Origin of the sequence: Microcoleus sp. S13C4 (assembly GCF_036700865.1) — a bacterium.
In the GTDB taxonomy this organism is placed as follows: domain Bacteria; phylum Cyanobacteriota; class Cyanobacteriia; order Cyanobacteriales; family Microcoleaceae; genus Microcoleus.
Window position 1 is genome coordinate 1 of the sequence record NZ_JAUBPS010000080.1, and the last position, 25620, is coordinate 25620.

Below are 25620 nucleotides of genomic sequence, written 5' to 3' on the forward strand. Positions count from 1 at the left end.
TTATTGACTGGATACTCCTTCATATCTTGCCCTTAAAGTCAAGTACAATTTATACCAAATTAGATGAGCTTACCCTGGTCTCTTGCAAGTGAAATTGATTTATGTCCACCTACTTATAAATTACACGATATTTTTGCACTCAATGTTCAAGTTCTTCTTTTTCGAGCTGCACTTCGGGGTCTTGTTCCAGGCTGGGGTAAGTAGAGGCGTACCTCGGTCTTCTGAACAGGATGCGGATTTGGTCGAAACCTTGATGTTGCAGCCATCCGACTAAGCCGTCGGGCAGCACTGTGACTACTATTAGGAATAGCGCGCCTTGGAAAAACAGCCACACTTCGGGGAATTGTTCGCTCAAGAAACTTTTGCCAAAGTTGACTAGCAGTGCTCCTAATATTGCTCCTGATAATGTGGCGCGACCTCCCACTGCGACCCAGATTACCATTTCAATGGAAAAAGCAATATCCATTGCTTTTGGCGAAATGATTCCGGTTTGTACGGTAAATAATGCGCCTGCAATCCCGGCTAAACCGGCGGAAATTGCAAAGACTAAAACTTTGTATCCTGTGGGATTGTAACCTGAGAAACGCAGGCGCACTTCGTCGTCGCGAATGGCTACTAGCAGGCGGCCGAAACGCCCGCTTGTCAGCCAGCGGCAGAGGGCATAAGTTGCTGCTAGAAATAGTATGGTGAGAATGTAGAAAATATATTGAGTATCTCGGCTATTTACTGTGGCTCCGAACAGGGTTTTAAAGTCGGTGAGTCCATTGGTTCCGTTAATCAGTTTTTGCTGGCCGTTAAAGAAGTTGAAAAATACAATGGTTGCTGCTTGGGTGAGAATTGAAAAGTAAACGCCTCTAATTCGATTGCGGAATACTAAATAACCTAAAAGTGCGCCCAAGATGGCGGGGATGAGAATTACTGCTGCTGCTGAGAAGGGAAATGAATAAAATGGTTGCCAAAACCAGGGGAGTTCGGTAACGCCGTAGAGGTTCATAAATTCTGGCAATTGACTGCTGGCGGTTGGGGGAATTTGCAGTTTTAGGTGCATGGCCAAAGCGTAGCCGCCGATCGCAAAAAACACCCCATGCCCTAAACTAAGCAAACCGGTGTATCCCCAAATCAAGTCTATGCCGAGGGCTGCAATTGCTAGTGCTAAAAATCGCCCCAATTGATTGAGCCGAACGTCGGGGAGTATTCCTGGGATGAGTAAGATGAATGTGAGGGCGAGCGCGCTGACAATTGCCGCTTCTTTTAGCCAGGCTTTTTGATGTTTTTTCTGCATTTTTCGCTACCCTCGCCGTTGTAATTTTTAATTTTCTACCGTCCGCCCTTTTTGCGGGAAAATCCCTCCCGGCTTCACTTGCAGAAAAGCCATAATTAAGGCGAATACCATTACTTTTGCCATGCTGGTTGTGGCGAAAAATGTGAAGAAGTCGGCTAAAGGCTTGACAGGAGCGAACATTATTGCTAAGGTTCCCGAACCGATCAAATAATTTGCAGTGCCGATCGCGATCGCAGCAACTACACTCCCCACAATCTTGCCGACACCGCCCACAACCACCACCATAAAGGTATCGACTATATAATTTTGTCCGGTATTTGACCCTACCGAACCTATCAAACTAATCGCGCACCCAGCGACACCTGCGAGTCCCGAACCCAAAGCAAAAGTCAGCGCGTCTACTTGTTCAGTAGGAATTCCCAAACACGCGCTCATGCTGCGATTTTGCGTCACAGCGCGAATGCGAAGTCCCCACACAGACTTTTGCAAAAATAGGTAAATGCCCGCCAAACAAATTCCTGTCAGCACAATAATAAAAATTCGGGCATAGGGCAACTGAAAATTGCCCAGCGGTATGCCGCCCCGCAACCATTTCGGTGCAGTTACGTCCACATTTTGAGCGCCAAACCAAGGTTGAGTTACTGCCAGTTTGTAAGTTTGCCCTAAAAAGGCGCTCACTGCCCAGGAAATACCCAAAGATAAAGGTAAAATTATGGCAATAATTTTGCTGCGAATGCGATCGAAATCCGATCGCTGCTTGAGCACTCGCAAACCGCCAAAAAACAGCAAACAAAACACCGCAAGCCCAATTACCAGCACCCAACTGACGCTGCGGACAAACTGCTGTAAAATTAAACTTACGCCCCAAGTTGCCAGCAGAGTTTCTAGCGGCCGCCCGTAAAGATAGCGAATCACTCCGCGTTCGAGAATTAATCCTACCAGTGCAGCTACTAAAAAAGCTAAGGGAATCGCAAATAAAATATAGGTTTCAAAAGCAAATCCTCCGATACCTTTGAAGACATTTTGCACCACGAAAGTTGTATAAGCCCCCAGCATCATCAACTCGCCATGAGCCATATTAATCACGCCCATCAGCCCGAAAATAATCGCTAGTCCCAGGGCGGCAATTAGTAAAACTGCGCCGATGCTAATACCATTAAATAAACCATCTAATATCGCCACTTTGGTTACTCCTGCATCAAGTCTGTTAACTTTCTTCGCGGATAATTAGGGGCTGGTTTTATCCGATTGGTGTCAACTTAGAACTAAAACCCTCTGTATATTTCGCTTGTAACCGAGTCTAGATCCCCCTAAATCCCCCTTAAGAAGGGGGACTTTGAAGAGTCCAGTTCCCTCTTATTAAGGGGAGTAGGGGGTGACGCAAGAACGCTCTTGTCCCCCCTTATTAAAGCGGGCTAGGGGGGATCGAAGATACGTTGCTAACGTTAACAAAATTGGTATTACCTACTTATCAAGCTTTGAATTTGCCACCTTTTGCGGGGTCTGACCAATCGCAAGCAAAGCCTTTTGTTTCAGGGACAAACTGATTCCAAGGAACCGGCTTCACGGCTTCTGGTGTAGCAAAAGCGATATTAAACAAGCCGTCTTCTCTCACTTCGCCCAACCGCACAAATTTAGAGATGTGGTGGTTGTTTTCCATCGTAACTTTGCCCTCTGGCGCGTCAAATGTTTGGCCCAAAGCTGCTGCCCGCACTTTTTCCAAATCATCGGCTGTCCCTGCTTTCTCGACAGCTTGCTTCCACAGGTAAACCATGATATAAGCTGCTTCCATCGGGTCATTTGTCACTCTATCTTTGCCGTATTTTGCCTTGAAAGCTTCCACAAATTTTGTATTTGCCGGAGATTCCACAGTCATGAAGTAATTCCAGGCGGCGTAATGACCTTTAAGATATTCTACGCCGATCGCCTTTACTTCTTCTTCTGCAATACTGACAGACATTGACGGATATTTGTCCGGGCCCAAACCTGCACCCTGCAACTGTTTGAAAAATGCTACGTTGCTGTCGCCGTTGAGGGAATTGAAAATGACGCCCCCGTCGGGCAAAGCTTCCTTAATTTTACTAATAATTGGCGTGACTTCTGTCCCGCCCAAAGGAATATAATCTTCTCCAACTAATTCGCCACCTTTGGCTGCAAGCTGTGCCTTGATAATGGTATTGGCCGTGCGCGGGAAAACGTAGTCAGACCCAACCAAGAAGAATTTTTTGCCTTTATTTTCTAGCAGCCAGTCAACTGCTGGTTCGATTTGCTGGTTCGGCGCCGCCCCGGTATAAAAGATGTTCTTGGAACACTCTTGACCCTCGTATTGTACGGGGTACCAGAGCATATGATTTTTTTCTTCAAATACTGGCAATACTGCTTTGCGACTGGCGGAAGTCCAGCAACCGAAGACGGTGACAACTTTATCTTGGTCGATCAATTTTTTGGCTTTTTCGGCAAAAGTCGGCCAGTCTGAGTTGCCATCTTCTACTATTGCTTCGATTTGTTTTCCGAGGACACCCCCAGCTTTATTAATTTCTTCTATTGCTAATTGTTCGGCATCGACAACGCTTTTTTCACTGATTGACATCGTGCCGCTCAAGGAATGCAAAATTCCTACTTTGATCGTGTTTCCACTGCTTGCTGCTGGTGTAGTTCCTGTTGATGTGGGAGAACCTGCGGGAGTTGCTGTTGGAGTTGGAGTTCTACAAGCTTTGAGAAATAAACTTGATGTTAGGGTAGCAGAACTGTATAAAATAAATTTCCGCCGATCGAATCGCTTTGTCATTTTTTCTTGTTACTCTTGAATAGATGAGTCAGATGATTGAGAATAATAACACATAGCGACTTGATATTAAGACTCGCTTCAGCAGACTGTTGTATTTTTAGCTACAAAACTTATTTTTTTTGACAAAATGAAGGTTTTGTGGGGATTGAGGGCAACTGCGGCAGAAACCGGGCTGATACCTTGTTAGATTTTAGATTGAGTAATGACATCAGGGTTGGGATCACGGCCTTACCGGATTTTTTTGGGAAACCGGATTTAGACACCAAAATACGTCTTTTCAGCAATTAGTGTGTAATTAGAAACTCGGTTTCTTTACATAAATTATCTTATTGATGCTACCAGTTAGGCAGCAACCGCGTCGATCGCACAAAATAGAAAGCGGGTTTCTCGCTCTCCACAGGTTATTGATGCTAAAACTTAGGCAGCAACCGGGTCGATCGCACCAAATAGGCGACTATCAAAACAGGTGACGATCGCACTTCGCTTTGAGTACGATCGTCACCTGTAGAAATGCCCCTGATTTATGGAGAATAGCGGACTCGAACCGCTGGCCTCTGCGGTGCGATCGCAGCGCTCTACCAACTGAGCTAATTCCCCTGATTGAGTTTTAATTTAGCATTTTAGATGCCGGATTGCCGAATCTAAAAGGCTTACAGGTCTTGCTGGCTCTCACGTTCGCAGACCGTCACTTACACTAGCACGTAACTGCTAAAAAGGTCAAGTGTTTTCCGCAGCCAGCTCAGTGGGGGCGATCGAGCAAAGTGCCGCCACTCTATCCAACTCTAAATCAGCAAAATAGTCCACCGTCCAATTAGCTTGGCGCTGGATCATGTGAAACGGGTAAGTGTGAGTCACACCCGCAACCTGAATCCCCGCTTTTTTCGCCGCTTCAATCCCCGCAAAAGTATCTTCTAGCGCCAAACACTCGATCGGTTGCAGCTTAAAGTCAGGATATTTCTGGTTGAGAAGTTCCACAGCCAATAGATAGCCGTCGGGTGCTGGTTTGCTCGCCCTCAAGTCGTCGCCTGCGACAATTAACTCAAAGTTTGCTGCCAAACCGGCCCGATCTAATACCAATTCTATATCCGATCGCATTGCCCCGCTAACTACGGCCATTTTCAGTCCTGCGACCCGAATTTTGTCAATAAATTCTGCCAAACCGGGATAAATCGGCAGTTTCTCCAAAGTATCTATTTGAGCTTTATAAGCTTCGGCCTTGCTCCGCAGCAGTCGATCGAGGTATGTTTCTGTTAGATATCGTCCTCGGCGCTTGAGTAGTTCGGTAATGCAAGCGCGATCGCTTTTTCCCAAACAAACTTCTCGAAACTCCCCACGTTTGAGGTGGAGATTTTCATCGAGCATCAATTGATCGATTATTTTCTCGTGAATTGGCTCATCATTAACAATCACGCCATTAAAATCAAATAAAACTGCTTTTAGGGTCATTAGTTATGAGTTATGAGTTATGAGTTATGAGTTATTAGTTATTAGTTATTAGTTATTATTCAGTCCGCGAAGGCGGACTTTGTTTGTGTAGCCCCGACTTCGAGTCGGTGGTTATTTTAGTCGGGAGTGATTCGGTAAATCAAGCAGGAGCCGGAATGCCTGGTAAATCGCCATCAAAATCAGGAGTTCGATCGCCCAAATTCCACCCCCTCGCCACCTTTGCCTGTTCCAAATCTTCCCCAGGCAAAGGTTTCACGCCCTGCGTCACCTGATTCACCCACCAGTGTTCGTGAGTTTGCACCGCCGCGAATCCAGCCGCCCCCGCCCAAGCATCGAGGCTGCCAGCAGCGTAAGACTTAATATAAGGCTCCTCAAAGATATCAGCCAGCCACTCTGTCTGCCGCAAAGTTTTTTGATTTCCATCCAAAATTGCCACTTGTCCCCCAACCTTCAGCAGTCGGAAGCTTTCTCGCAAAATTGCCCGCGATACAGCAGGTGGCGTCTCGTGAAACAGCAAGGAAGCTGCCACTAAATCAAAGCTAGCATCGGCAAAAGCAACGCTTTCGGCATTTCCGTGCAACCATTGGATATTTAAGCCTGCTTTTTGCGCTTTCATTTCGGCAACTACCAGCATATAAGGCGACAAGTCCAGGCCGACAACTTCCGCTTCGGGAAAGGCTTGCTTGAGCATGAGCGTTGTCGAACCGGTGCCGCATCCCAAATCGATGATTCGACGCGGTTTCACCCGCACAGCATCAATTAAGCCTTGTCTGACGACTGTTTCGTGGGGAGGCAAAACATATTGCGTGATTGGATCGTAGGAAACCGCGGCACTGGGGTTGAGGTAGCCGCGTTTAATGCCGTGAAAGTTTTGGCTGGTGTAATATTCGGGATAAACTAAGTCGGGTTGTCGGTAGCGATCGCCCGCTGTTTCCCAGTCGATACCTTCGTAGAGTCGTTTCAGTGCTTCTTCGTCGATCGCCAGTCGAATCAGGGGCGACAAAAAGCGCTCGAAAATTGTATCCTTGCCAACAGCCATAAAACACCTTTAACAAAAACTCTTCTAATTTTAGCCAACGGCAGTCAACTTAGCATTAATTAAAACTTTTTGTCCCCTCGAACCTCTTCCCTCGAACCTCTATCCCTTACCTCGGTTACAAACTGCGTGGGCTTCCATTCCCACTTCCTCCTGATACCAGTTTCCAAAAATAATGTAACTATCGATAATATCCAAAACCTTGTAGTCCCAGGCATTCCCAAACTTAAAATCTAAAATCTAAAATCTAAAATAGTCTTACTTCCCGTTACTAATAGGAATTTTTACCAAAAATTCCGTGCCTCCGCCCGGAGGTTGAGAAATTGTGATGCTGCCGCCGTGTCCATCCACTACAATTTTGTAGCTAATTGCTAACCCCAAACCCGTGCCTTTGCCCACCTCTTTAGTAGTAAAAAATGGGTTAAAAATTTGTTCTTTAACGCTGTCGGGAATGCCGGGGCCGTTGTCGGTGATCGCCACTTTCAGAAATTTTGCGCCATGTTCTCGAACTACTCCCGTGGAAATTGTAATGATTTTATCCAGGCGATCGATCTCGTTCAAGGCATCGATCGCATTGCTCAGCAAGTTCATAAACACTTGATTGAGCTGAGACGGATAGCATTCGACTGAAGGCACTTTGCCGTATTTCTTGACTATATAAATTCTATTTTTGATGCGGTTGGAGAGCAACAGCAAGGTATTTTCTATACCTTCGTGAATATCCGCCTGCTTTTTGTCAGATTCATCGAGGCGAGAAAAGTTACGCAAAGAAAGAACGATGCTGCGAATGCGTTCGGTTCCTATTTTCATAGAATCCAATATATGCGGCAAATCTTCCTCGATAAATTCTAACTCAATTTCTTCGGCAAAATCTGCGATTTCTGGCGGCACCTCTGGGAATGCTTCTTTGTATAAACTCACCAATTCTAATAAATCTTTAGTATATTTGCTGGTGTGAGGTAAATTAGCCGAAATGAAGTTAACCGGGTTGTTGATTTCGTGCGCTATCCCTGCTACCATTTGACCTAGGGATGACATTTTTTCGCTCTGTACTAAATGAGTTTGAGTCTTTTTCAGTTCATTTAAGGCACTATTAAGGAGTTTTACTTGGTCTTGGGTTTGACTATAAAGGTGAGATTGAGTAATGGCGATCGCCAATTGGTCTGATACAGCTTTTAAGAGTTGGATTTCCTCCCTACTCCAAAGCCAATGACTAACGTGGCTGCAAATTAAATAACCCTGCGGCTGGTTTTGAGTGTGGACAGGAACGGCTAAATAGCTATTAGCTTTTATTTCGCTCGCTTGAGCTGCACCCTCCGCCCAAATCTCCCTCGAAAGAATAATTGGCTCGCCTTGGCCACTCGGTATTGACAAATTTTCGACCAAGTAAGACTCAAAGTTTTTAGCGGGCGAGGAACAATCAGATGGGCAACATTCCCATAGGATTTGTAACATTTTTTCTTGCGGTTTGTACCAACCAAAAGCCGCCCGTTCTAGGTGCAGCAAACTTACTATTTCTTCGACTGTGCTTTGCACAATTTGGTCTAATTCTAGGGAAGCGCGAATGCGTCCAGCAATCCGGTTGAGCATGGCTTCTCGCTCCGCTTGAGCGCGATTGTTTTCGGAGGAATAAATTAGCCATATTGCTGCTAGCATTGCTGGGCCGAGCAGTCCGGCGACCACCGATGTCAGCAAATTTAATGCTTGCAGTTGGGATTCAATATTTTCGCGGGGAATTACTAAAGCCATCGACCAGTTAACTTCATGGAGGGGAGCGTAGGCTACGTACACCCATTTGTTATCTATTTGGACCAGTTCTATTTTCGTCTGGTGATCGATCATCTGCCGCGCAATTGTGGAGAGTGCGGGGTCTTGGGACTTTAAAAAGCTTGGGGCCGGCAGATCGATATTTCCGATTAAGTTAGTGTTGGGATGAACAATGGGTACTCCTTGTGAATTGAGCGCAAAAGCATAACTGTCGGAACCGTATTGCAAGCTGTTAGCCACAGAGGCTACTCGGTCTAATTTAATGCTGCCCGAGAGGACTCCAATTACTTTATTGGGAGTGGGAGGTAAGGCCCAAATAGGAGCTGAAATGATGATCGTCGGAAGTTTTGTACTGCGGGCGATCAGCGGGTCGGAAACGTTGAGCTGCCCGGCCATTGCTTTTTGAAAGTGTTGGCGGTCTTTGCTGTTCGCACGGTTGCCCAGAGTGTTGATAAATGAGCCGTCGGGTTGAGTTAATGACAGGATGGAATACTCTTTAAACCTGTATATTTCTCCTTGCAACCTGGGTTCGACTAATTTCCAATTGACAGTGCGAACTGTAGGATCGTAGGCAATAGTTTCTATTTCTGCTTTGCGGCTGCTGAGCCAGCGGTCGATTTCGTCCGTACCTTTTTCTAGTTTTAATAGTGCTATTTGCTTTAAATTGTCGAGGATTAGTCCGCGCACAAAAAAATAGCTGATGCAAGCAGTTGTGCTAATGGTTAAAGCCGTGGTGGCCAGAATTAGCAGGGTCAGCAAATGGCGGCGCTGCCGTCTGTGCTGCCAAACACTGTGCGCTTGCTGCCACCGCGATTGAGCAGAACTACTGATGTTTTGCCAAAAGCGGCGCAGCTTTTTTGTTTGTGGTGGCGGCGCAGACACAGATCTGGCTTGATTTGCTGGGTTTTGCATCATCAAATGTTCCCTCAGAGTCAATCGATTTTAGATTTTAGATTTTAGATTTTAGATTGAAGCATTGACGCCACGGATAAATTCGGGGGGCAAGTTTCATCGGATACAGGTTTTTTATTTCTGGACGGATGAATCCGGGGGCTTGTATCCGGGATGCTTTGGGTCAAATTCATCAAACGGCATTCGTCCTTCGTCATTCGGCAGAATTTATATCAGGTAAGTAGTGAGACCACTTTAAGAAAAGAATGCAACTGTAGCCAACATCCAAACCCTGGTAGTCCTCAGTCATTCCCAATTCTTCAATTCTTTAATCTCAAATCTAAAATGGTATGATTTGCACTCCTGACTGCAAACAATTTTTATTCGGGTGGGGGGTGTCGCCTTCTATTTTGGCATCAATTTTATATTTCGACCTTCGGTTTACCTATTTGAGGTTTGTGCTTTACGATATCTTTAATATCTATCTCGTTTGTATAACAAAAAAATTGTAAATAACACAGAGAAAATACGGAGTTTTTTAGATTAGCAATGTATTATAATGTATGAGCAAAACTCTCTTGACAATTTTACCAATTTGTGTTTGGCTTTCAAGGGGAAATTTTTTCGTCTAAAGCTTTTTTGGCCAAGCGGGTTGCATAAACGGTGAGGGCGATCGTTGCTAGCAAACCAATGCCGTAGAGAGCCCACTCAGCAGGAGTGCGCGATCGCCCGCTAGATCCGAGTGCAGCCAAACTCCCGGCCAGGGAACCGATATAAACATACATGACTGTTCCGGGAATCATGCCGATCCAAGATGCAAAAAAATAGTCTTTTAGAGATACCTGCGTGACTCCAAAAGCATAGTTAAGCAAATTAAACGGAAAAATTGGAGAAAGCCGCGTCAGCAGCACTATTTTCCATCCTTCAGAGGCAACTGCTGCATCGATCGCCTTAAATTTTTGATTGTCCTCTATCTGCTTGGAAACCCAGTCGCGAGTTAAATACCGCCCTACCAAAAAAGCGCAAGTTGCGCCTAAAACCGAGCCGATGGAAACACAAAGCGAACCGCCAACGACTCCGAACAAAACGCCAGAACCGAGAGTCAGCAAAGAACCGGGGATAAAGAGAATCGTTGCTACAATGTAAATTAAAATAAAAGCTGCCGGGCCCCAAGGGCCGAGACTCGCGATCGACTCCAGCGCATTTTTCAGAATTCCTTGAAAGTTGAAAAACTGGGTCGCTGCAATCAAAGCCACAGCTAAACCAATCCCTAAAATCAGCTTCCACCTGTTTGATGGCCGCGGATTTTCATCGGGCGATCGCGAATCATTCATTACCTCAACTCTCCACTCTCAATAATATGGGCATGGGGCATTTGGCCCAAAAGCATGGGGAATCGGGAATCGGGAATCGGGAATCGGGCCCAAGAACATAGTTTCTTCCTTCTTCCTTCTTCCTTCTTCCTTCTTCCTTCTTCCTTCTCAAATCAAAGTACCGCCGCAGCTAGAACCGCAACCCGCCGTACAGCCATAACAATAAGCAGCAGTTTGCACCTCTTGAATCACATCTAAACTGCCAGATTCGAGCAATTTAGCAGCAGTTATCTTTTCGCCGCTGCCAGTTTTCGCCGGCAGATTTTCCATCTGGTTAAAGTCGCAGTCGTAGACATTGCCCAAATAGTCGATCGACAATTCGTTACGGCACATTAAATGTTCCAGAGTACCGGGATTAAAATTATCCTCCAAAAACCCCAGATAAGGCTTGTGCAGTTTCTTATGTTCCAGATGAAACTTAGTCCGTCCCACCGGCAAATTAGTAATCGCGAACAATTGATTAAAACCAATCCCAAAATGTTCTGCTAAATAAACCTTGTAATCTTGCTCTAACTTGCCTTGTTCCGGTGTTAGCGAAAACTTGTCTGTTGTCGGCACTTGTGGATTGTACACCAAATCCAGAGTTAAATTTGGGTTTTTTCCGTATCCCAACTGATTTAGCTTTTGCAGCGCCCGAATCGAACTGTCAAAAACACCGTTGCCGCGCATTTTGTCCACATTGTCAGCTTGGTAGCAGGGAAGCGAGGCCACAATTCTGAGTTGGTGCTGCGCGCAATATTCGGGAATATCTTCAAAACCTTTTTCAAAGTAAATCGTCAAATTAGAACGAACAATTACCTCTTTACCTGCCGCCCTGGCAGCTTCCGCTAGCGGTTTAAAACCGTAAAGCATTTCGGGAGCACCGCCGGTGAGGTCAACAGTTTGAATTTGAGGAAAGCGACGAATGATTTCAATTAATTGGTCGCAAATTTCCGGGGAAAGTTCTTCTGTTCGTTTCGGGCTAGCTTCTACGTGGCAGTGAGTGCAAGCGAGGTTGCAGCGTTTGCCGAGATTAATTTGTAAAACAGTAATCTGCTTTTTAGTTAAAGCTGAGTTTAGTTTGTTTTTGAAAGGCGTGACTGCTGTCTGAATCATGTGCTAACCTTTTGGTCTTTGCTCGCAACGAATGTAGAGGCGTTCCGGCGGAACGCCTCTCATAATTTAGCACTAATTCTTTGGATGCGACAGCGACTAATTTGAATGATTGACAACAAAGTTAATTGAAAATCACATCTTGCACCATTCTTAACAACAGGCTTTTCGGCCTGTTCCACAAAAGTTAATTTTCTTGTGGGGTGGGCATCCTGCCCGCCCGTCTACTTAATCTTACTTGAGAGAGTCAACTAATGTTTCAACTCGTGCTTTAATTTCATCTCGAACGCGGTGAAAAGTTTCGATGGGTTGTCCGTCAGGATCGTCGAGTTGCCAATCTTCAAACACTTCTCGCAATACCCACGCTTCGGGTAAATTCACGCCGCAGCCGCAGAGAGAAATTACTGCATCGTAGTCTTCTGCATTGAATTCGCTTAAGGGGTTTGATGTTTGATCTGTGATGTCAATGCCGATTTCTGACATGACTTGAATTGCTGTCGGATGAACTCTGCTTGATTCTAACCCGGAACTGGTGACTCCAATCTTGCCGGCTCCGATGGTTTTAGCGAATCCTTCTGCCATTTGCGATCGGCAGGAGTTTCTTTTGCAAACAAACATTACTTTTTTCATGGTTTGTGTTGGTTGTGAGTTCTTGGTTATTGGTTGTTGTCGGGGTTCCGGCGTTTTCTAAGCGCCCGGTAATTCAAGGGCGCGATTTGCTAGTGCGATCGCCTCTTTAGCTGCTTGTTCCTTGCGTTCGCTGTAGCGATCGGTCAAATAGTCGGTTTGCTCCCGCAACAGCAAGGTAAACTTGTACAGTTCCTCCATCACGTCGATCGCGCGATCGCGAAAAGGCGAATCCTTCATCGTCCCATCTTCATTAAACTCCTGATAAGCTTTCGCTACCGAAGACTGATTCGGAATCGTAAACATCCGCATCCAGCGGCCCAAAATTCTCAAAGTATTGACAGCATTAAAAGATTGCGAACCACCGCTAACTTGCATCACCGCCAAAGTTCGGCCTTGAGTCGGTCTGACAGCCCCAATGCTTAAAGGAATCCAGTCAATTTGATTTTTCATAATGCCGGTAATATTGCCGTGCATTTCTGGACTCGACCAGACTTGACCCTCCGACCAAAGACTCAGTTCCCGCAATTCTTGAACCTTCGGATGAGTATCGGGAACGCTGCCGTAAATCGGCAATTCAAGAGGATTGAAAAATCGAACTTCGGCACCGAAACCCTCAATAATTCTCGCCGATTCTTCCGCCAACAAGCGGCTGTAAGAACGCTCTCTTAAAGAGCCGTATAGAAACAAAATTCTCGGTTTGTGCGTAAAACTTGTCATGATACTTTCAATTAAAATCCCGAAATCCGTTAGACAGTTCCCGATAAACTGCGACTGCTAATTGTGCTCCCCAGATCGGAGCCACCCAATAAACCCAATGGTGCTCCCAAATGCCGCCAATTAAAGCCGGCCCGAGAGAGCGTGCCGGGTTCATACTCGCTCCGGTTATCGGCCCCATAAATGCAGCTTCTAACCCTACAGTTAACCCAATTGCTATCCCGGCAAAGCCGATGTGAGCGCGTCTATCTAGTCCAGAACCGAGGATAACAAACATTAAGATAAAGGTCAAAACTGTTTCTAAAATTAGAGACTGCAACCAGTGACCATTGAGAGGGATAGTTGCACCGAGATGGGCTACTTCACCTAAAGTAATTAGCAGCAGTTGAGAAGCTGCAATTGCACCCGCACACTGCGCTAAAACGTAAGGCAAAACTTTGTATTTTGGGAAAAAACCGCTCGCCCAAAACCCTAAAGTTACGGCCGGATTCAAGTGTGCACCGCTGATATGTCCGATCGCGTAAATCATGGCACATACTACTGCACCAAATACAAAACTGACGCCTAAATGAGTTACGGAACCAGCGCTAGTTTTGTTAACCATCACCGCGCCCGTCCCTGCAAAAACCAAAATAAATGTACCTAGAAATTCGGCGATCGCCTCTCGCCTGCAATCGGGGCGAGCACAAGCTAACCGATGAATTGTTGCATCCATCGCTCTCAACTAATTGGTTCGTTTATATCATATCAATAAAATTTGATATGTCAATCATAAAAACAACCGTATCAGTATTTGAGTTATTAAGAAATGTTGATGGGTTAACCCGCGTCCGAACAGGGCCGCGCCGGCAGGATCTGGCTGAAACGGCGGTATTCGGCGAGGTACTGTTCGAGGGCGACAAACTGCGTCAAATTGAGGCTGTAGTAGATCCAGCGGCCTTCTTGGCGGCTGCGGACTAAAGCTGCATCCTTCAAGGCTTTGAGGTGAAAAGAGAGTTTAGACTGAGGAACAGAAAGTCGATCGCACAAATCGCACACGCACAACTCCTGTTCCCGCAGCAACTCCAAAATCTGAAGCCGCAGGGGGTCGGAAAGTGCGTGAAAGCCAGCAGCGATCAATTTATCTGCAACAGGCGGCGCGATCGGAGAATTTTTAACCATAAATTACCCTTAAATTTTTACTCAAAAACTCCCGGCGCGATTTCTGGTTTTTACCGTTAGATTTGGTAAGGTTATCCTTTGATGGCAATCCCAAATCAACTGCGAACTCTTTATCTTCTAGGACTAACGATTAATTCTCTTACCGATGCAACACCCAGTAAGCACAGCCGCTGATTGCCGCAGCAATTGGCAAGGTCAAAATCCATGATAGTAGAATCTGATAGAAAACGCGCACATTAGCTTTTTTTGAAATCAATCCTACACCAAAGATTGAACCTACCGAAACATGGGTAGTAGACACGGGAAGCCCATAACGACTGGCAAAAATAACTAAAAATCCCGTCACTAAGTTTGCCACCAGCCCTTGACCCGTATTCATTGCAGTCAGCTTTTTGCTCATTGTTTCGGCAACTTTTCGAGCATTCAACAAACCGCCCATCGCCATTCCCAAAGCTACTGCTAAACTTCCCCACTGAACTGATATTGATTGACCGACTAACATGAGCGAAACAATTTTCGGAGTATCGTTCAATCCTCTGGCAAAACTGACGATTCCCGCACTCATAAAATGGCAAACATCCACTAACTTTTGGCTGGGAATTTGTAAGAAATTTCCCTGGTACCTTTGCGTGCATTTTTCTAGAGAATCGACCGCGACATCAGCGGTCGTGATGCACTTCAGTATGTTAGTGGCATCGGGCTGGGGAATAGGAATAATCTGTTGAATTTGACCAGCGCAAATACACCATTCTTTCTGAATTCCTAGATAAACTCGCAGGTAGCGAGACATCCCATAAATTAAAGCTGCTAATGGAATCGCAATCACGGGACTCAGCAACAAAGGCATTAAAAAAGTTTTCTGCAATGCTGAAAAATTAACTTCAGTAGCAATTGCTCCTAAACCTGCACCGACAAGGGCACCTGTAAGACCGTGAGTTGTGGAAATAGGGAATCCAGTTAAGGTAGCAAGAATAACGGTTAAACCCGCAGCGATCGCGACTGCCAAATGAAAATCTGTGCCATTGGCGATCTCGTCGGGCACTAGCCCTTTTCCCGAAAAGCTTTTTACCAGCGTTTCTGCTAAAAAAATAGAAAATATTGAACCTGCAAAAGTTGTGATAGTTGCCCAACTAATTGCTGTTTTATAGTTCGTCGTCTGACTGCCAAACAGTGTTGCCACGCCTTTAAAATTATCATTAGCACCATTGCAGTATGCTAAAAAAAACGTGGCGATAAATAGCGCAATAAGTAACATTCTATTAGTCAGAATAAGTGTGTTTTATTTGAAACAGTTTTTTGCCGGGGCCCCTACATCACCGAATTTGATTGTAGAGACACACTTGCCTCAAATAAAATAATGAAAATATTAAGATTTCTTTGGAAGGCGAGCGATCGCGTCTTAATTTCGCGCAACATGGCAGCGAGAGTGAAGGATACTATAATTAAGGATCGGCGATCATCGCGGACGGTACGCTCACCCCACCCATTCACTTCGGAGTCTGTACCCGCGCCGGCACATCTGTCAGTCCGGCTTTGTGCATCAGCGAAATCACCCCTATAGATAGAATTCCCCCAATGATTGCCCCAACAACTACGAGAATGATAAAGACTTTTTGCAGAGTTTTTTTAGTGGCGGGGTGGTACTGTCTTGGCAAACCTTCACCTTGCTCGTCCAGTTCTTGCTCCAAGGGGTCTAGCGGATTGGAGGGATTTGAGTTAAAAGGATTGGGTGCTTGATTCATGGCTGGCTTTGGTTAAACGAGATCAACAACTATTTTAACTTGCGATTTGCACGCAGCAGGTTAAATAATACCTTCTGGTTTCACTCAAGACTCTATAAAATTTATTAAGATACCGAGAATTTTACCAACATTATTAATAAAATATTCGCTGGTGTCAATCTCTATCGCACTTCCTTCTAGTTTGAAGAATTTCCAAATACTCCCAGTTGTGATCACTCCATAAATTGTCTGAATGTCATTTTCTTGACGCTGGTTAAATATTTGTGCTGCGATCGTTTCTGCCATGCACTGTCCTAAGCCGGATTGGATGTTGTCATTTTTGGCTTCAACCAAGGCGATAACAGGGGATTCAATGACTAGCTGTTCCGGCGATCTGCTAATTAGAAAATCGCAATAACCGCTCAAACCCCTAGCAGCGTCTACATTGAATTCTCGCCCTGAAAATAAACTCATCCGTTCCGGTAGCCGTTTTTTTATTTCAACTAATATTGGAGCGACAATTAGCTCGGAGCGAGCTTTCTCGGAATTAATTTCTAGTGCTAAAGGCAGATTGAATTGCAAAGTTTCTTGCAAAAAACTGCTGGGTACTATTTCGGGAATGTCGGCAAACAATCCCATCTTGCTCGAAAAGGCGATGCCGAAATTTGTCTTAATTTGTTCGACGCTAAATTGACTGTAGGGCATTTAACTCCCTCTCCCAAAACAATAACTTTTTTGAAACATCCCAGTCGGGGCGGGTCGATCTGATTCTACTGGTTAAATTACAGATTTTAATAAACCCGCCTCTACAAATTTTTACACTTCTGCTTTTGACAGGCGATCGAGAGAAATTGTTGCCGCTTGAGATACTTGAGAATTTCTGTCTTTTTCTAAGTATTTTAAAGCAGAAACGCTCTTAACACTCGGCAAATTGCCCAAAGCTTCAGCCAGCCTCTGGCGGATCAGCCAATCTTCCGACTGAGCAAAATTGAGGATGCGATCGATCGCCCCAATTTCCTTAATTTCCCCCAAAGCCGAAATTGCCGCCTGCTGGATCACCACTTGCTCGCTGTCGAGAGCTTTCAGCAGCACATCGCGGGCCCGGGGATCTTTGAGATTTCCTAGAGAAACAGCAGCACTGAAGCGCACCAGCCATTGAGTATCTTCGTAAAAAGCCCGCACCAAAGCATCAAAGGCTCGGATATCTTCTAGATAGCCCAAAGCACCCGCAGCGTCAGCGCGAATGCCGTAATCCGGGTCAGTTTCTAGCAATTTGACTAGAATGGGATAGCACTCTGCCGTGGGTTTGACCCCGAGAGCAAACACAGCCATCGATCGCACTTGCAAACTTTCGTCGTTCAACACCTTTTTAATCAAAGGCACCGCCTCTGCAGCAGGCACATTCCGCAAGTTGGCCAAAGCCACCATTCGATCGGCTGAATTTTCGCTTTCTAACTTGGCCGCAATTTGCTCTAAGCTTAAAGTTGTCATTATGGATAAATCTTGTAGTAAAACTTTACATTCGGGTTATTTTGATTATAGGGGAGTCTCAGGAGAAAAGGAGGCAGTAAAAACCGCCCAAGGATTTGAGATCGGTGAGATGGCGAATTAGTGACACCATTAATCTAAAGCTGAGATTGCGTGGGAAATAATAAATTCCAAAGTCTATTATTTAAATCCCAAGCACAGGCGAGGTGTTTCTGCCGTTCCCCAAGGCTTTGCCCGATAGTTAGCCGCCCTCTGACAACCTGCAATCAACTATGCCCTTTTACCACCCGCCCTTGTACTCCTCAGCCTTAGAACAAGCGATCGACCGGTACCCCCTAACTGCCGGGCCAGAAACTTCCTTAGCAGTTGCGATCGCCCTGATGAGTCAGTTGCAAAACAGTTGTCCCCTAGTCAAAACACCTGTACCCTCAGACCGGGGGGCGATGACCGAAACATCCGCGCCGGAAAAGGTGCGGGCCCGCTGCGTGTTCGTTGTGGAGAACCAGCAGACTATTACCACAGGCAACTTATCCGACAACCCCAGCCGCGGACTGTTAATCGGCATATTAACTCCCGCCGACCTTGTGAGGCTGATAGCTTCTGGCAAAATAGACACTCAGCATAAAGTAGCCCTGCACAAAATACCAATTTCCGAAGTGATGTCCCCGGTGTCGGTCTCCCTCACAGAATCCGATGACCAAGACGTGTTTACCGCTTTATCCTTATTTCGCCAGCACAAGATTCGCTATTTGCCGATAGTCAATCAATTTCGCCACTTGGTAGGAGTGCTGACGCGGGAAAGAATTCGCCAAGTATTGCAGCCTTCCAACATTCTTAAATTGCGGCGGGTAGCAGAATTAATGACTACGCCAATTACAGCGCCCCACACCGCCTCGTTGCTGACCATAACCGAACTGATGTCAGAGCATCAAGTCAGTTGCGTAGTGATTACAAAAAACAAAGAATTAACAATGGAGAAGCCCAAAGATGACTATACCTCCATTTTTCACTATTCCTTTCACCAACCCCTGGGAATTATTACCGAATATGACCTTGTGCAGGCACAGTTTCTCGAACTAAATTTCGAGCAAACCCCAGCTCAAAAAGTCATGAGAACTCCCCTGCAATTTCTTCAACCTTCCGATTCCCTATGGACGGCGCACAAAGAAATGGAGCAGCAACAAGTGCAGCGGTTGGTCGTGTGCGGGGGACGCGGAGAACTGTTGGGAATTATTACTCAGACCAGCTTGCTCAGAGTCCTCGACCCCACCGAAATGTACCGAGTTGTCAAACAGTTGCAGCAGTCGGTTTATCAACTGCAAGCCGAAAAAGTGGAACTGTTGCAAAGCCGCAACGCCAAACTAGAACAGCAGGTGCGGGAACGGACTGCAAAACTCCATGAACAATTGCAGCGCGATCGGCTGTTAACTCACATTTCCTTGCGGATTCACCAATCCTTAAACCTCGAAGAAATTCTCAACGCCAGCGTCGATGAAGTCCGCCAAGTTTTGCAAGCTGACCGAGTAGCAATCCTGCATTTAGAGTCCAGCAATTACGGCATTGTAGTGGCAGAATCCGTTGCCGAAAATTGGTCTTCAATCTTGGGAGAAATCATGCCGGATAATATTTGGCAAGAATCTACTTCCGTGATAGAACAGGAAATTTATGCGGTTCCGGACATCGACCAAGCCTGTTTGAGCGCCGAAAAATATGCCCGGTTCCAGCAAGCGCAAATCAAAGCTTATTTGATTGTACCAATTTTGCAAGACGGCAATTTGTGGGGGATGATGTGTGTCCATCAGTGTTCCCAATCCCGGCAGTGGCAGCCTTCGGAAGTGGATTTGCTGCTGCAACTGGCAACTCAAATCGCGATCGCCATTCAGCAAGCCCAACTCTATCAGCAAGTCCAAAATCTCAACACCGACCTGGAACGCCAAGTCCAAGAACGCACCGCCGAATTGCAGCAAAAAGTTCACGAACTCCAGCATTTAAACGTCCTCAAAGATGAATTTCTCAGCACAGTTTCTCACGAACTGCGGACGCCTTTAGCTAATATAAAAATGGCTATTCATATGTTGAGAATTTCTACCACACCAGATCGACGCCAGATTTATCTAGAAATTTTAGAAACAGAATGTACTAGAGAAACAGATTTGATTAATGCTTTGCTAGATTTGCAGCGACTCGAAGCCGCAACTTGTCCGATCGACCTCGAACCAGTAAACTTAGAAGTCTGGCTGCCTACTATTATCGACCCGTTTTACACCCGGGCCCACGACCGCCACCAAGATTTGCGAGTAGAGTGCGATCGCCACCTCCCCACGATCAGTTCCAACCGCGCTAGTTTGGGACGAATTTTAGCCGAACTCCTCAACAATGCCTGCAAATATACGGCCAATGACGGTGAAATTTTTCTGAAAGTTGAGTGCAAAAACGGAGATGGCGAACAAGGAGGACAAAGGACAAATTCGCGACAAGCAAGTGCTGTGGCTTCAGAAATCAAATTTACACTCAGCAATCAATCGTCGATTTCCATAGAGGAATTGCCTCGAATTTTTGAGAAATTTTATCGAGTTCCCAACGCCGATCCTTGGAAACAAGGAGGTACAGGTTTGGGTTTAGCTTTGGTTCAAAAACTTGTCGAACAGTTGCAGGGAAAAATTGAGGTTGAAAGCAGGAATGGCTGGACTAATTTTATCGTCACATTTCCTACCCACCCGGATGGAAATTAGTCCGCCATCAGTCAATTTTAGATTTTCGATTTTAAATCTTAGACTTCGGCCTAAAAGGTTCGGCGAGCGCGAGCGTCAAGTCGCGCTCAGTCGAAAGATTTTAGATTTTCGATTTACTCCACAGACAAATCTGGGAGCTTGAACAAGAGTCTAAAATTTTTGGAGTTCCATGACTCCTGTCAGGGGCTTGTATCCATTTTTTGGGTGTCAGCTTTTTTGGGTGTCACTCTTTTTTAGGAGCTAGTTTGCGGATACGAGACGGTGCTGGTGCCAAATTCAAATATTCATTTTTATCTTCAACAACTGATGATCTAGATGCTGGATACTTCTTGCGTTTAGAGGCATGATTCGCAACTGTGCCCAAGCATGGTATGCCAAAATTTTCTAATTGACTGAAAACTTTTTTGACTACAGAAAAGGGGACTTGGTGAAGTGCTACAACCATCAGTATGCCATCGGTGCGCGCCGCTAAAAAATTCGTATCTTTACTGTCCGCCAGCGGCGGCGTATCGTAGATAACTAAGTCAAATTTTGCCTGAAGTTCTTCCATTAAATACTGCATCTGAGATGATGCCAGCCGTCTGGCAGTACCAGGATCTGGGAGACCGGCAGTTAATACAAAAAGATTATCTGCTAGATGCGATCGTTGGATAATTTCATGGGGTTCGTTGTTATTGTCGAGCAAGTTGCTCAATCCCTTGACATTAGGCAGTTCCAAAAGCAAGTGCAGGCTGGGCGAATGCAAATTCGCGTCTACTAACAGCACTCGCTGACCCGCCAGCGCTGCCACGTGAGCTAAGTTTAAAGCAACGGTAGATTTGCCTTCGCCAACTGTAGCCGAACCAACTGCCAAAGAGCTAATCGTTCGATTTGAAGAAAGAAAGCGGATATTAGTATAAAGAGAGTCAAAAGCTTCTATAAATTCCGCAGCATTTTTCTTATTACCCTCTTTTCCTTCAAGATAAGCATAGGCATTAGCAATAGAAGGCGGAAAAATTTTAGCATTTTTGTCAAGAGGAATTGCTCCCAATAAAGGCGCTTCAACCGCATCTTTAACGTCATCAGCACAGTAGAAAATATTACGGAACTTTTCAATGAGGATAGCAGCTCCCAGACCCAAAACTAGCGCCCCAACAACTGCCATCACCAATTTGTTTTTAGCTTTCGTTGCAACTGGAATCAGCTTGCCCTTAGCATCTCGGGGTATGCCTGGTTCAGAAATTATTTCCCAAGGTACTTGGCTTTGAGCTGCCTGGACGCGGAGATTTTCCCGCTGGCTTAAAAGTTGATCGCGGGTGCGGGCGGCGATGTCTAATTGCTGTTGCAGTTCGTTGTAGCGGCGGGCTATACTGGGAAATTCTCGCGCTTCTCGGAGCAAATTGTTTTTAGTTTGACCGATCGCCTGCCTGCGAGCTTCTAAGACTTCAACTTGGTTTGCAGTATCAACCAATTGTTTAATCAAGCCTATGCGAATCGAATTTTGAAAATTTTGAACTTTAGAATTTGCTTGGGTTCCTACTAAATTTTGCCCCAAAATTCGATCAGTTTGCTGGTTGAGCAAAGCTACTAAATTTGCCCGCTTGCGCTCTAAAGCTTCCACTATAGGGTTAGCAGATTTAAAACGAGCTGTTTCTACAGCAATCTGACCTTCTACTTCCTTTACCTTGGTCAGCAACTCTTTATATTGAGGTTCTTCGCTTAAAGCTGAAGCGGCAATAGCTTCATTTGGTGTAAAATCTAATTGTTTTTGCAAGTTAGCATACAGCGTTTTCTGTTCTTGCAGTAGCCTTTGAGTTTCTAACTCTAAAGTCTCTACGCTACGAACTTGCGCGATCAATTGCCCGCCTTGTTCTTTAGGGTCGGTAATATTTTGCTGCTGCTGTATCACCTGTAACTCCGACTTCAGCGTATTTACGCGCTTATTGAGTCCCGGAAGCTGGTCTTCAATAAATTTAACACCTTCACCAATCCGAGTCTTGCGTTCATCAAGACTGTACTTTAAATATTTCTTTTTAGTTTCTTCTAAAACGAACTCAACTAATTCAGGCTCATCCCCCATGAAGCGAACTTGCAAAATTTTAGTCAGCGTCAGCTCATTTTCTCCCATCCGCAAAACGACTAATCCTTTTTCAAGAATTTCCTCGGTAACTTTTGGATATCGTTTTTGGACTGGTTTGGCAATAGCAGAAAGCATCTGAGGACCCTTGAGAATTTCAAGTTGAGTTGCGTAGTCCAAACTAAAAAAATCTCGATTAGGCACTCCCCCCCCCTCGCCGCGATTGGCTAGGGCAGCGGGATCAGCAATTCTTGCCTCCGTTGTCACGGGTTCCACTAGCATCCGAAAATCGCCTTGATATGTTTTCTTCCCTCCCTTGATCTGATAAACAACTCCACCGCCTACTAGAGCTATAATCCCAATAATGATTAGGGCTTGTCGCTGAAAAGTCCTCAACAACGGCTTTAGATTCAATCCTTTCTGAGGCTGCGCGCTTAACTCTTCTCCCTCGTCAACGGAAAATTGCTGCACCTGTCTGCTCTGGCTGCTAATGGGTACGATATGAGCGTCCTGTTCTCTTTCCATGTTGACCTCTCGGATATTTTGTGGGTAAAATCAGCTTTGTTCTGCAAGCCTTCGGGTTGATACTTTGAGCATTGGATTAAGGATATCACACGAAATTATTGGTTGGTCGAGCCCACTTCCTTCTAATAGTTCTCACTACTTTCACATAGTATACAAAAATAATTAAGTGCCTATGCTATGCCGATGGCAAAAGTTCTTTTACAACTGCTGGAGAGTTAGATCAGACTGCATTTGAGTCTGTTGCGTTGTGCTTGTATTTAGGGTTTCCGGGCGACGAAGCAAATTTTTTCAGGTGTTGCTCAGCTTCGCGACAGAGGGTTCAATAACTTTACCAAACTTTTACAATTCACCGTAACACCTCAGCCGCCACTTGCGCTGGTATTGGTTTGTCCTCTATGCCTTTTTTTGGTTCGCAGTCCACTGCAGAAGCACTTGTTAACTTACGCGCTAACTGACCGGCTAAAAAGTTTTGCATTTCCCATGTAGATATAATTAGCCACATTCAGCAGATTTTTGGGAACGGCCACTAATCGAATCAATTTCCGAGAAAAATCTGTTTCTTCTTTTAATTATAAACTTTTTGAGGAGCTGGAGGACTAATTAAGTATATAGACTTAATTATCGTGGCAATTATATCACAAACTATTCTCTATACTGCCCTAGCAACATAAAATTTAATAATTTGTGTTCTCAAGCTCGATCGACATCTCCAACAACTCAATCCTTGTGGGTCTTTCTATCGGGGCGGATGGCGCTACGCGATTTATGTATTTTCGTAAAAAAACTAGGTTTCTGCGTTCCGGGGCTATTACTAAAACTATCGCTTTGATTCGCCCTCCGAGCAAGTTATAGCAATCCTTTCGGTAAACGCGCCACGGGCTTTTTTGGGAATTAACCGATGCAATAAGAAGATGATACATTGTCAAACAAAAAAAAGAGTTCGCGCAGGAGGGGAGGATTGCTATTGATCTCGCTCGGATTAGCTATCGGTAGTTGTTGTTTTTTGATTTTACTAATTACCAACTACTCTTTATTAGCGCTTACTGATTTTGTGCTTTTTTTTCTCGAACTTTTAACAAGATTTCTGCATGAACTTCACGGGTTATAGGATAAAAATATGTAAGTATCATGCCAGCAATTAAAGCAATTGTGGGCAGCGGGCCGATCGCAACTCGAATGGCAAAGAGCGCAGAATCTGGCTGTACGGGTGCCGGCTGTCCAGGAACTGTAGATAGAAATCCAGCTCTTTCTAATGCTTGCCCTACCAACCACAAACCCACTGCCAATCCAATTTTTTGTAGCAGTACCATAAACGAATAGAAAATGCCTTCGCGTCTTTCTCCCGTCTGAAGTTCGTCGAGTTCGATCACATCCGGTATCATCGACCAAGGTATTAGATAAGCGGTGGAAACTCCGACACCTGCCATGACTGCTAATAGGTACATCTGCAATACTTGTCCTGGTTGGAGGAAAAACAGTCCAGCTTGGGCAATAATCCACAAACTCATGCCCATAAAATATACGGCTTTTTTGCCGTATCTCTCGCTGACTTTACTCCAAACAAATAGCATGATTAATGCAGTGCCTTGAACTGCGATCGCAACCAAGCTAAAAACGTACTGTGGCTGTTGCATCCAGTTAACAACAAAGTAGGGAATAATAGTAGCAGTCAACTGCACTCCCAGCCAAGAAAAGAGATAAATTCCAATGACGTACAAAAAAGGGCGATTGCTAAATGCAATCTGCAACTGTTCTTTCAGCGGCAAGGATGTAGAATTATCTAGGTCTGCGTTTTCTAAGAGTTGGGCGGCGACGTGCTTGCGAGTTCCCAAAACGCACCAATACAAAGGCAAGACAGAGATAACTGCACAGATTGCACCTAATACTAAATATTGTTGATTCGGGTTCTTTTCAAATACAGCAAAGATAATTAGAGCTAAGATTAATGAAAAGATGCTGCCGCCAATGGAGAAAGCAAATCGAAAACTATTAAGGCTAGTGCGTTCGTTGTAGTCTTGAGTAAGTTCTGGAGTCAGGGCAGTGTAGGGAAGATTCACAGCCGTGTAAGCGGTGTTGAACAAAATGCTGATCGCAACATAGTACCAAAATAACACTGTGTGATCCGTGCTAGGTACAATCCACTGCAATAAGAAGAATATGCCGAAGGGAATGCCACCATATATTATCCAAGGATATCGGCGGCCCCAAGGGTGAGAAGTGCGATCGCTCAAAACCCCCACTATCGGATCATTTATCGCATCCCAAACCTTGCCGATCACCAAAATATTGCTGGCTAAGCCAGCAGGTAAACCAGCGACATTGGTAAAGAAAACTAGCAGGTAAAATGCCAACACATTCGCGGTAATTGCGGGGCCGAGGTCGCCGGCACCGTAAGCTAATTTTGTTGAGAGGCTGAGTTTTTGTGTTGCGGGATTGTTGGCGGCTGCTGGAGGCGGGGAAGTGTTGCTCATAAACTTTGATTTCGGGGTTATTTTGCAGGTGGGGGCTTTGTAGTAGGAGTATAACTCGCGCTAGACCCAAATACTCACTTTTTTGTAGCGATCGGGACGACCCTAAAGATTTGGTAATTTATAATTGGGTAATTGGTAATTGATAGGTGGGTGGGGGCAGGTTTACGAGATTATTGGTCTTAGGCAATTATTCTTAGTAAAACCTGCCCCTACTTAAGGAAATAGTTGCGAAATCTGAACTTCTATTTCTGGAAAAGCCAGCATTGAGAAAATTCCATCTTCATTAAATACTGTTTCTTGTCGGTAGTTTTCCTCGCCCGGTTCGTGAAAAACATAAACTTGCCGCGTGTTAACATCAAGTATCCAATAATCATTAGACCTCTTGCGAAAGTCTCAGGCGATCTCTAATTTAGTCTTTAAAGAAAGTTCATAATTATAAATGCCAGC

20 protein-coding genes and 1 tRNA gene are annotated in these 25620 nt (G+C 45.1%); 1 reads left to right on the top strand and 20 read right to left on the bottom strand.

Annotated elements, in window-relative coordinates:
- Positions 1-139 precede the first annotated feature (139 nt).
- From urtC to QT996_RS24330, 17 genes are all read right to left on the bottom strand, one after another.
- Positions 140-1282: an urea ABC transporter permease subunit UrtC gene (gene urtC / locus QT996_RS24250; RefSeq protein WP_333049651.1), complete on the bottom strand. Its 1143-nt coding sequence runs from the start codon at positions 1280-1282 to the stop codon at positions 140-142.
- A gap of 27 nt (positions 1283-1309) precedes the next feature.
- Positions 1310-2464: an ABC transporter permease subunit gene (locus QT996_RS24255; protein WP_333049653.1), complete on the bottom strand. Its 1155-nt coding sequence runs from the start codon at positions 2462-2464 to the stop codon at positions 1310-1312.
- 289 nt (positions 2465-2753) lie between these two features.
- Entirely contained in the window at positions 2754-4070 is a 1317-nt protein-coding gene (gene urtA / locus QT996_RS24260) for an urea ABC transporter substrate-binding protein (protein WP_333049654.1), read from the bottom strand.
- A gap of 524 nt (positions 4071-4594) precedes the next feature.
- A tRNA-Ala gene (locus QT996_RS24265) sits at positions 4595-4667 on the bottom strand.
- Positions 4668-4787: 120 nt separating this feature from the next.
- Positions 4788-5516, bottom strand: a complete 729-nt coding sequence (locus tag QT996_RS24270; RefSeq protein ID WP_333049656.1) for an HAD family phosphatase — start codon at positions 5514-5516, stop codon at positions 4788-4790.
- Positions 5517-5655: 139 nt separating this feature from the next.
- Positions 5656-6555 (bottom strand): methyltransferase domain-containing protein, encoded by a 900-nt coding sequence (locus QT996_RS24275; RefSeq protein ID WP_333049658.1) that lies wholly within the window; start codon positions 6553-6555, stop codon positions 5656-5658.
- A gap of 255 nt (positions 6556-6810) precedes the next feature.
- On the bottom strand, positions 6811-9234 hold the full coding sequence (locus tag QT996_RS24280; protein WP_333049659.1) for an ATP-binding protein: 2424 nt from the start codon (positions 9232-9234) through the stop codon (positions 6811-6813).
- Between the two features lie 584 nt (positions 9235-9818).
- Positions 9819-10544 carry a TVP38/TMEM64 family protein gene (locus tag QT996_RS24285; protein WP_333049660.1) on the bottom strand — a complete coding sequence of 242 codons (726 nt, stop codon included), beginning with the start codon at positions 10542-10544 and terminating at the stop codon, positions 9819-9821.
- A gap of 147 nt (positions 10545-10691) precedes the next feature.
- Positions 10692-11678: an arsenosugar biosynthesis radical SAM (seleno)protein ArsS gene (arsS, locus tag QT996_RS24290; protein WP_333049661.1), complete on the bottom strand. Its 987-nt coding sequence runs from the start codon at positions 11676-11678 to the stop codon at positions 10692-10694.
- A 231-nt stretch (positions 11679-11909) separates the two neighbouring features.
- Positions 11910-12305, bottom strand: coding sequence for an arsenate reductase, glutathione/glutaredoxin type (arsC, locus tag QT996_RS24295; RefSeq protein ID WP_006633827.1), 396 nt, complete (start codon positions 12303-12305; stop codon positions 11910-11912).
- A gap of 57 nt (positions 12306-12362) precedes the next feature.
- A complete protein-coding gene (gene arsH / locus QT996_RS24300; protein WP_333049663.1) occupies positions 12363-13022 on the bottom strand; it encodes an arsenical resistance protein ArsH in 660 nt (219 codons plus the stop codon).
- 7 nt (positions 13023-13029) lie between these two features.
- Positions 13030-13734, bottom strand: a complete 705-nt coding sequence (locus tag QT996_RS24305) for an MIP/aquaporin family protein (protein WP_333049665.1) — start codon at positions 13732-13734, stop codon at positions 13030-13032.
- Between the two features lie 104 nt (positions 13735-13838).
- Positions 13839-14180, bottom strand: coding sequence for a metalloregulator ArsR/SmtB family transcription factor (locus tag QT996_RS24310; protein ID WP_333049667.1), 342 nt, complete (start codon positions 14178-14180; stop codon positions 13839-13841).
- A gap of 139 nt (positions 14181-14319) precedes the next feature.
- The gene (locus QT996_RS24315; protein ID WP_333049669.1) at positions 14320-15435 is read right to left on the bottom strand and encodes an inorganic phosphate transporter; all 1116 of its coding nucleotides are present in this window, start codon (positions 15433-15435) and stop codon (positions 14320-14322) included.
- A 232-nt stretch (positions 15436-15667) separates the two neighbouring features.
- Positions 15668-15922 (bottom strand): hypothetical protein, encoded by a 255-nt coding sequence (locus QT996_RS24320; RefSeq protein WP_333049670.1) that lies wholly within the window; start codon positions 15920-15922, stop codon positions 15668-15670.
- Between the two features lie 84 nt (positions 15923-16006).
- Positions 16007-16606 carry a hypothetical protein gene (locus QT996_RS24325; RefSeq protein WP_333049671.1) on the bottom strand — a complete coding sequence of 200 codons (600 nt, stop codon included), beginning with the start codon at positions 16604-16606 and terminating at the stop codon, positions 16007-16009.
- Between the two features lie 111 nt (positions 16607-16717).
- Positions 16718-17392 carry a HEAT repeat domain-containing protein gene (locus tag QT996_RS24330; RefSeq protein WP_333049672.1) on the bottom strand — a complete coding sequence of 225 codons (675 nt, stop codon included), beginning with the start codon at positions 17390-17392 and terminating at the stop codon, positions 16718-16720.
- 269 nt (positions 17393-17661) lie between these two features.
- Here QT996_RS24330 and QT996_RS24335 point away from each other — a divergent pair, with 269 nt between their 5' ends.
- Positions 17662-20121, top strand: coding sequence for a CBS domain-containing protein (locus tag QT996_RS24335; protein WP_333049674.1), 2460 nt, complete (start codon positions 17662-17664; stop codon positions 20119-20121).
- Positions 20122-20344: 223 nt separating this feature from the next.
- On the opposite strand, the gene QT996_RS24340 is transcribed toward QT996_RS24335, so the two are convergent.
- From QT996_RS24340 to QT996_RS24350, 3 genes are all read right to left on the bottom strand, one after another.
- On the bottom strand, positions 20345-22702 hold the full coding sequence (locus tag QT996_RS24340; RefSeq protein WP_333049675.1) for a polysaccharide biosynthesis tyrosine autokinase: 2358 nt from the start codon (positions 22700-22702) through the stop codon (positions 20345-20347).
- Between the two features lie 1040 nt (positions 22703-23742).
- Positions 23743-25173, bottom strand: coding sequence for an MFS transporter (locus QT996_RS24345; protein ID WP_333049677.1), 1431 nt, complete (start codon positions 25171-25173; stop codon positions 23743-23745).
- A gap of 213 nt (positions 25174-25386) precedes the next feature.
- Positions 25387-25536, bottom strand: a complete 150-nt coding sequence (locus QT996_RS24350) for a hypothetical protein (protein WP_333049679.1) — start codon at positions 25534-25536, stop codon at positions 25387-25389.
- Between the last annotated feature and the right edge of the window lie 84 nt (positions 25537-25620).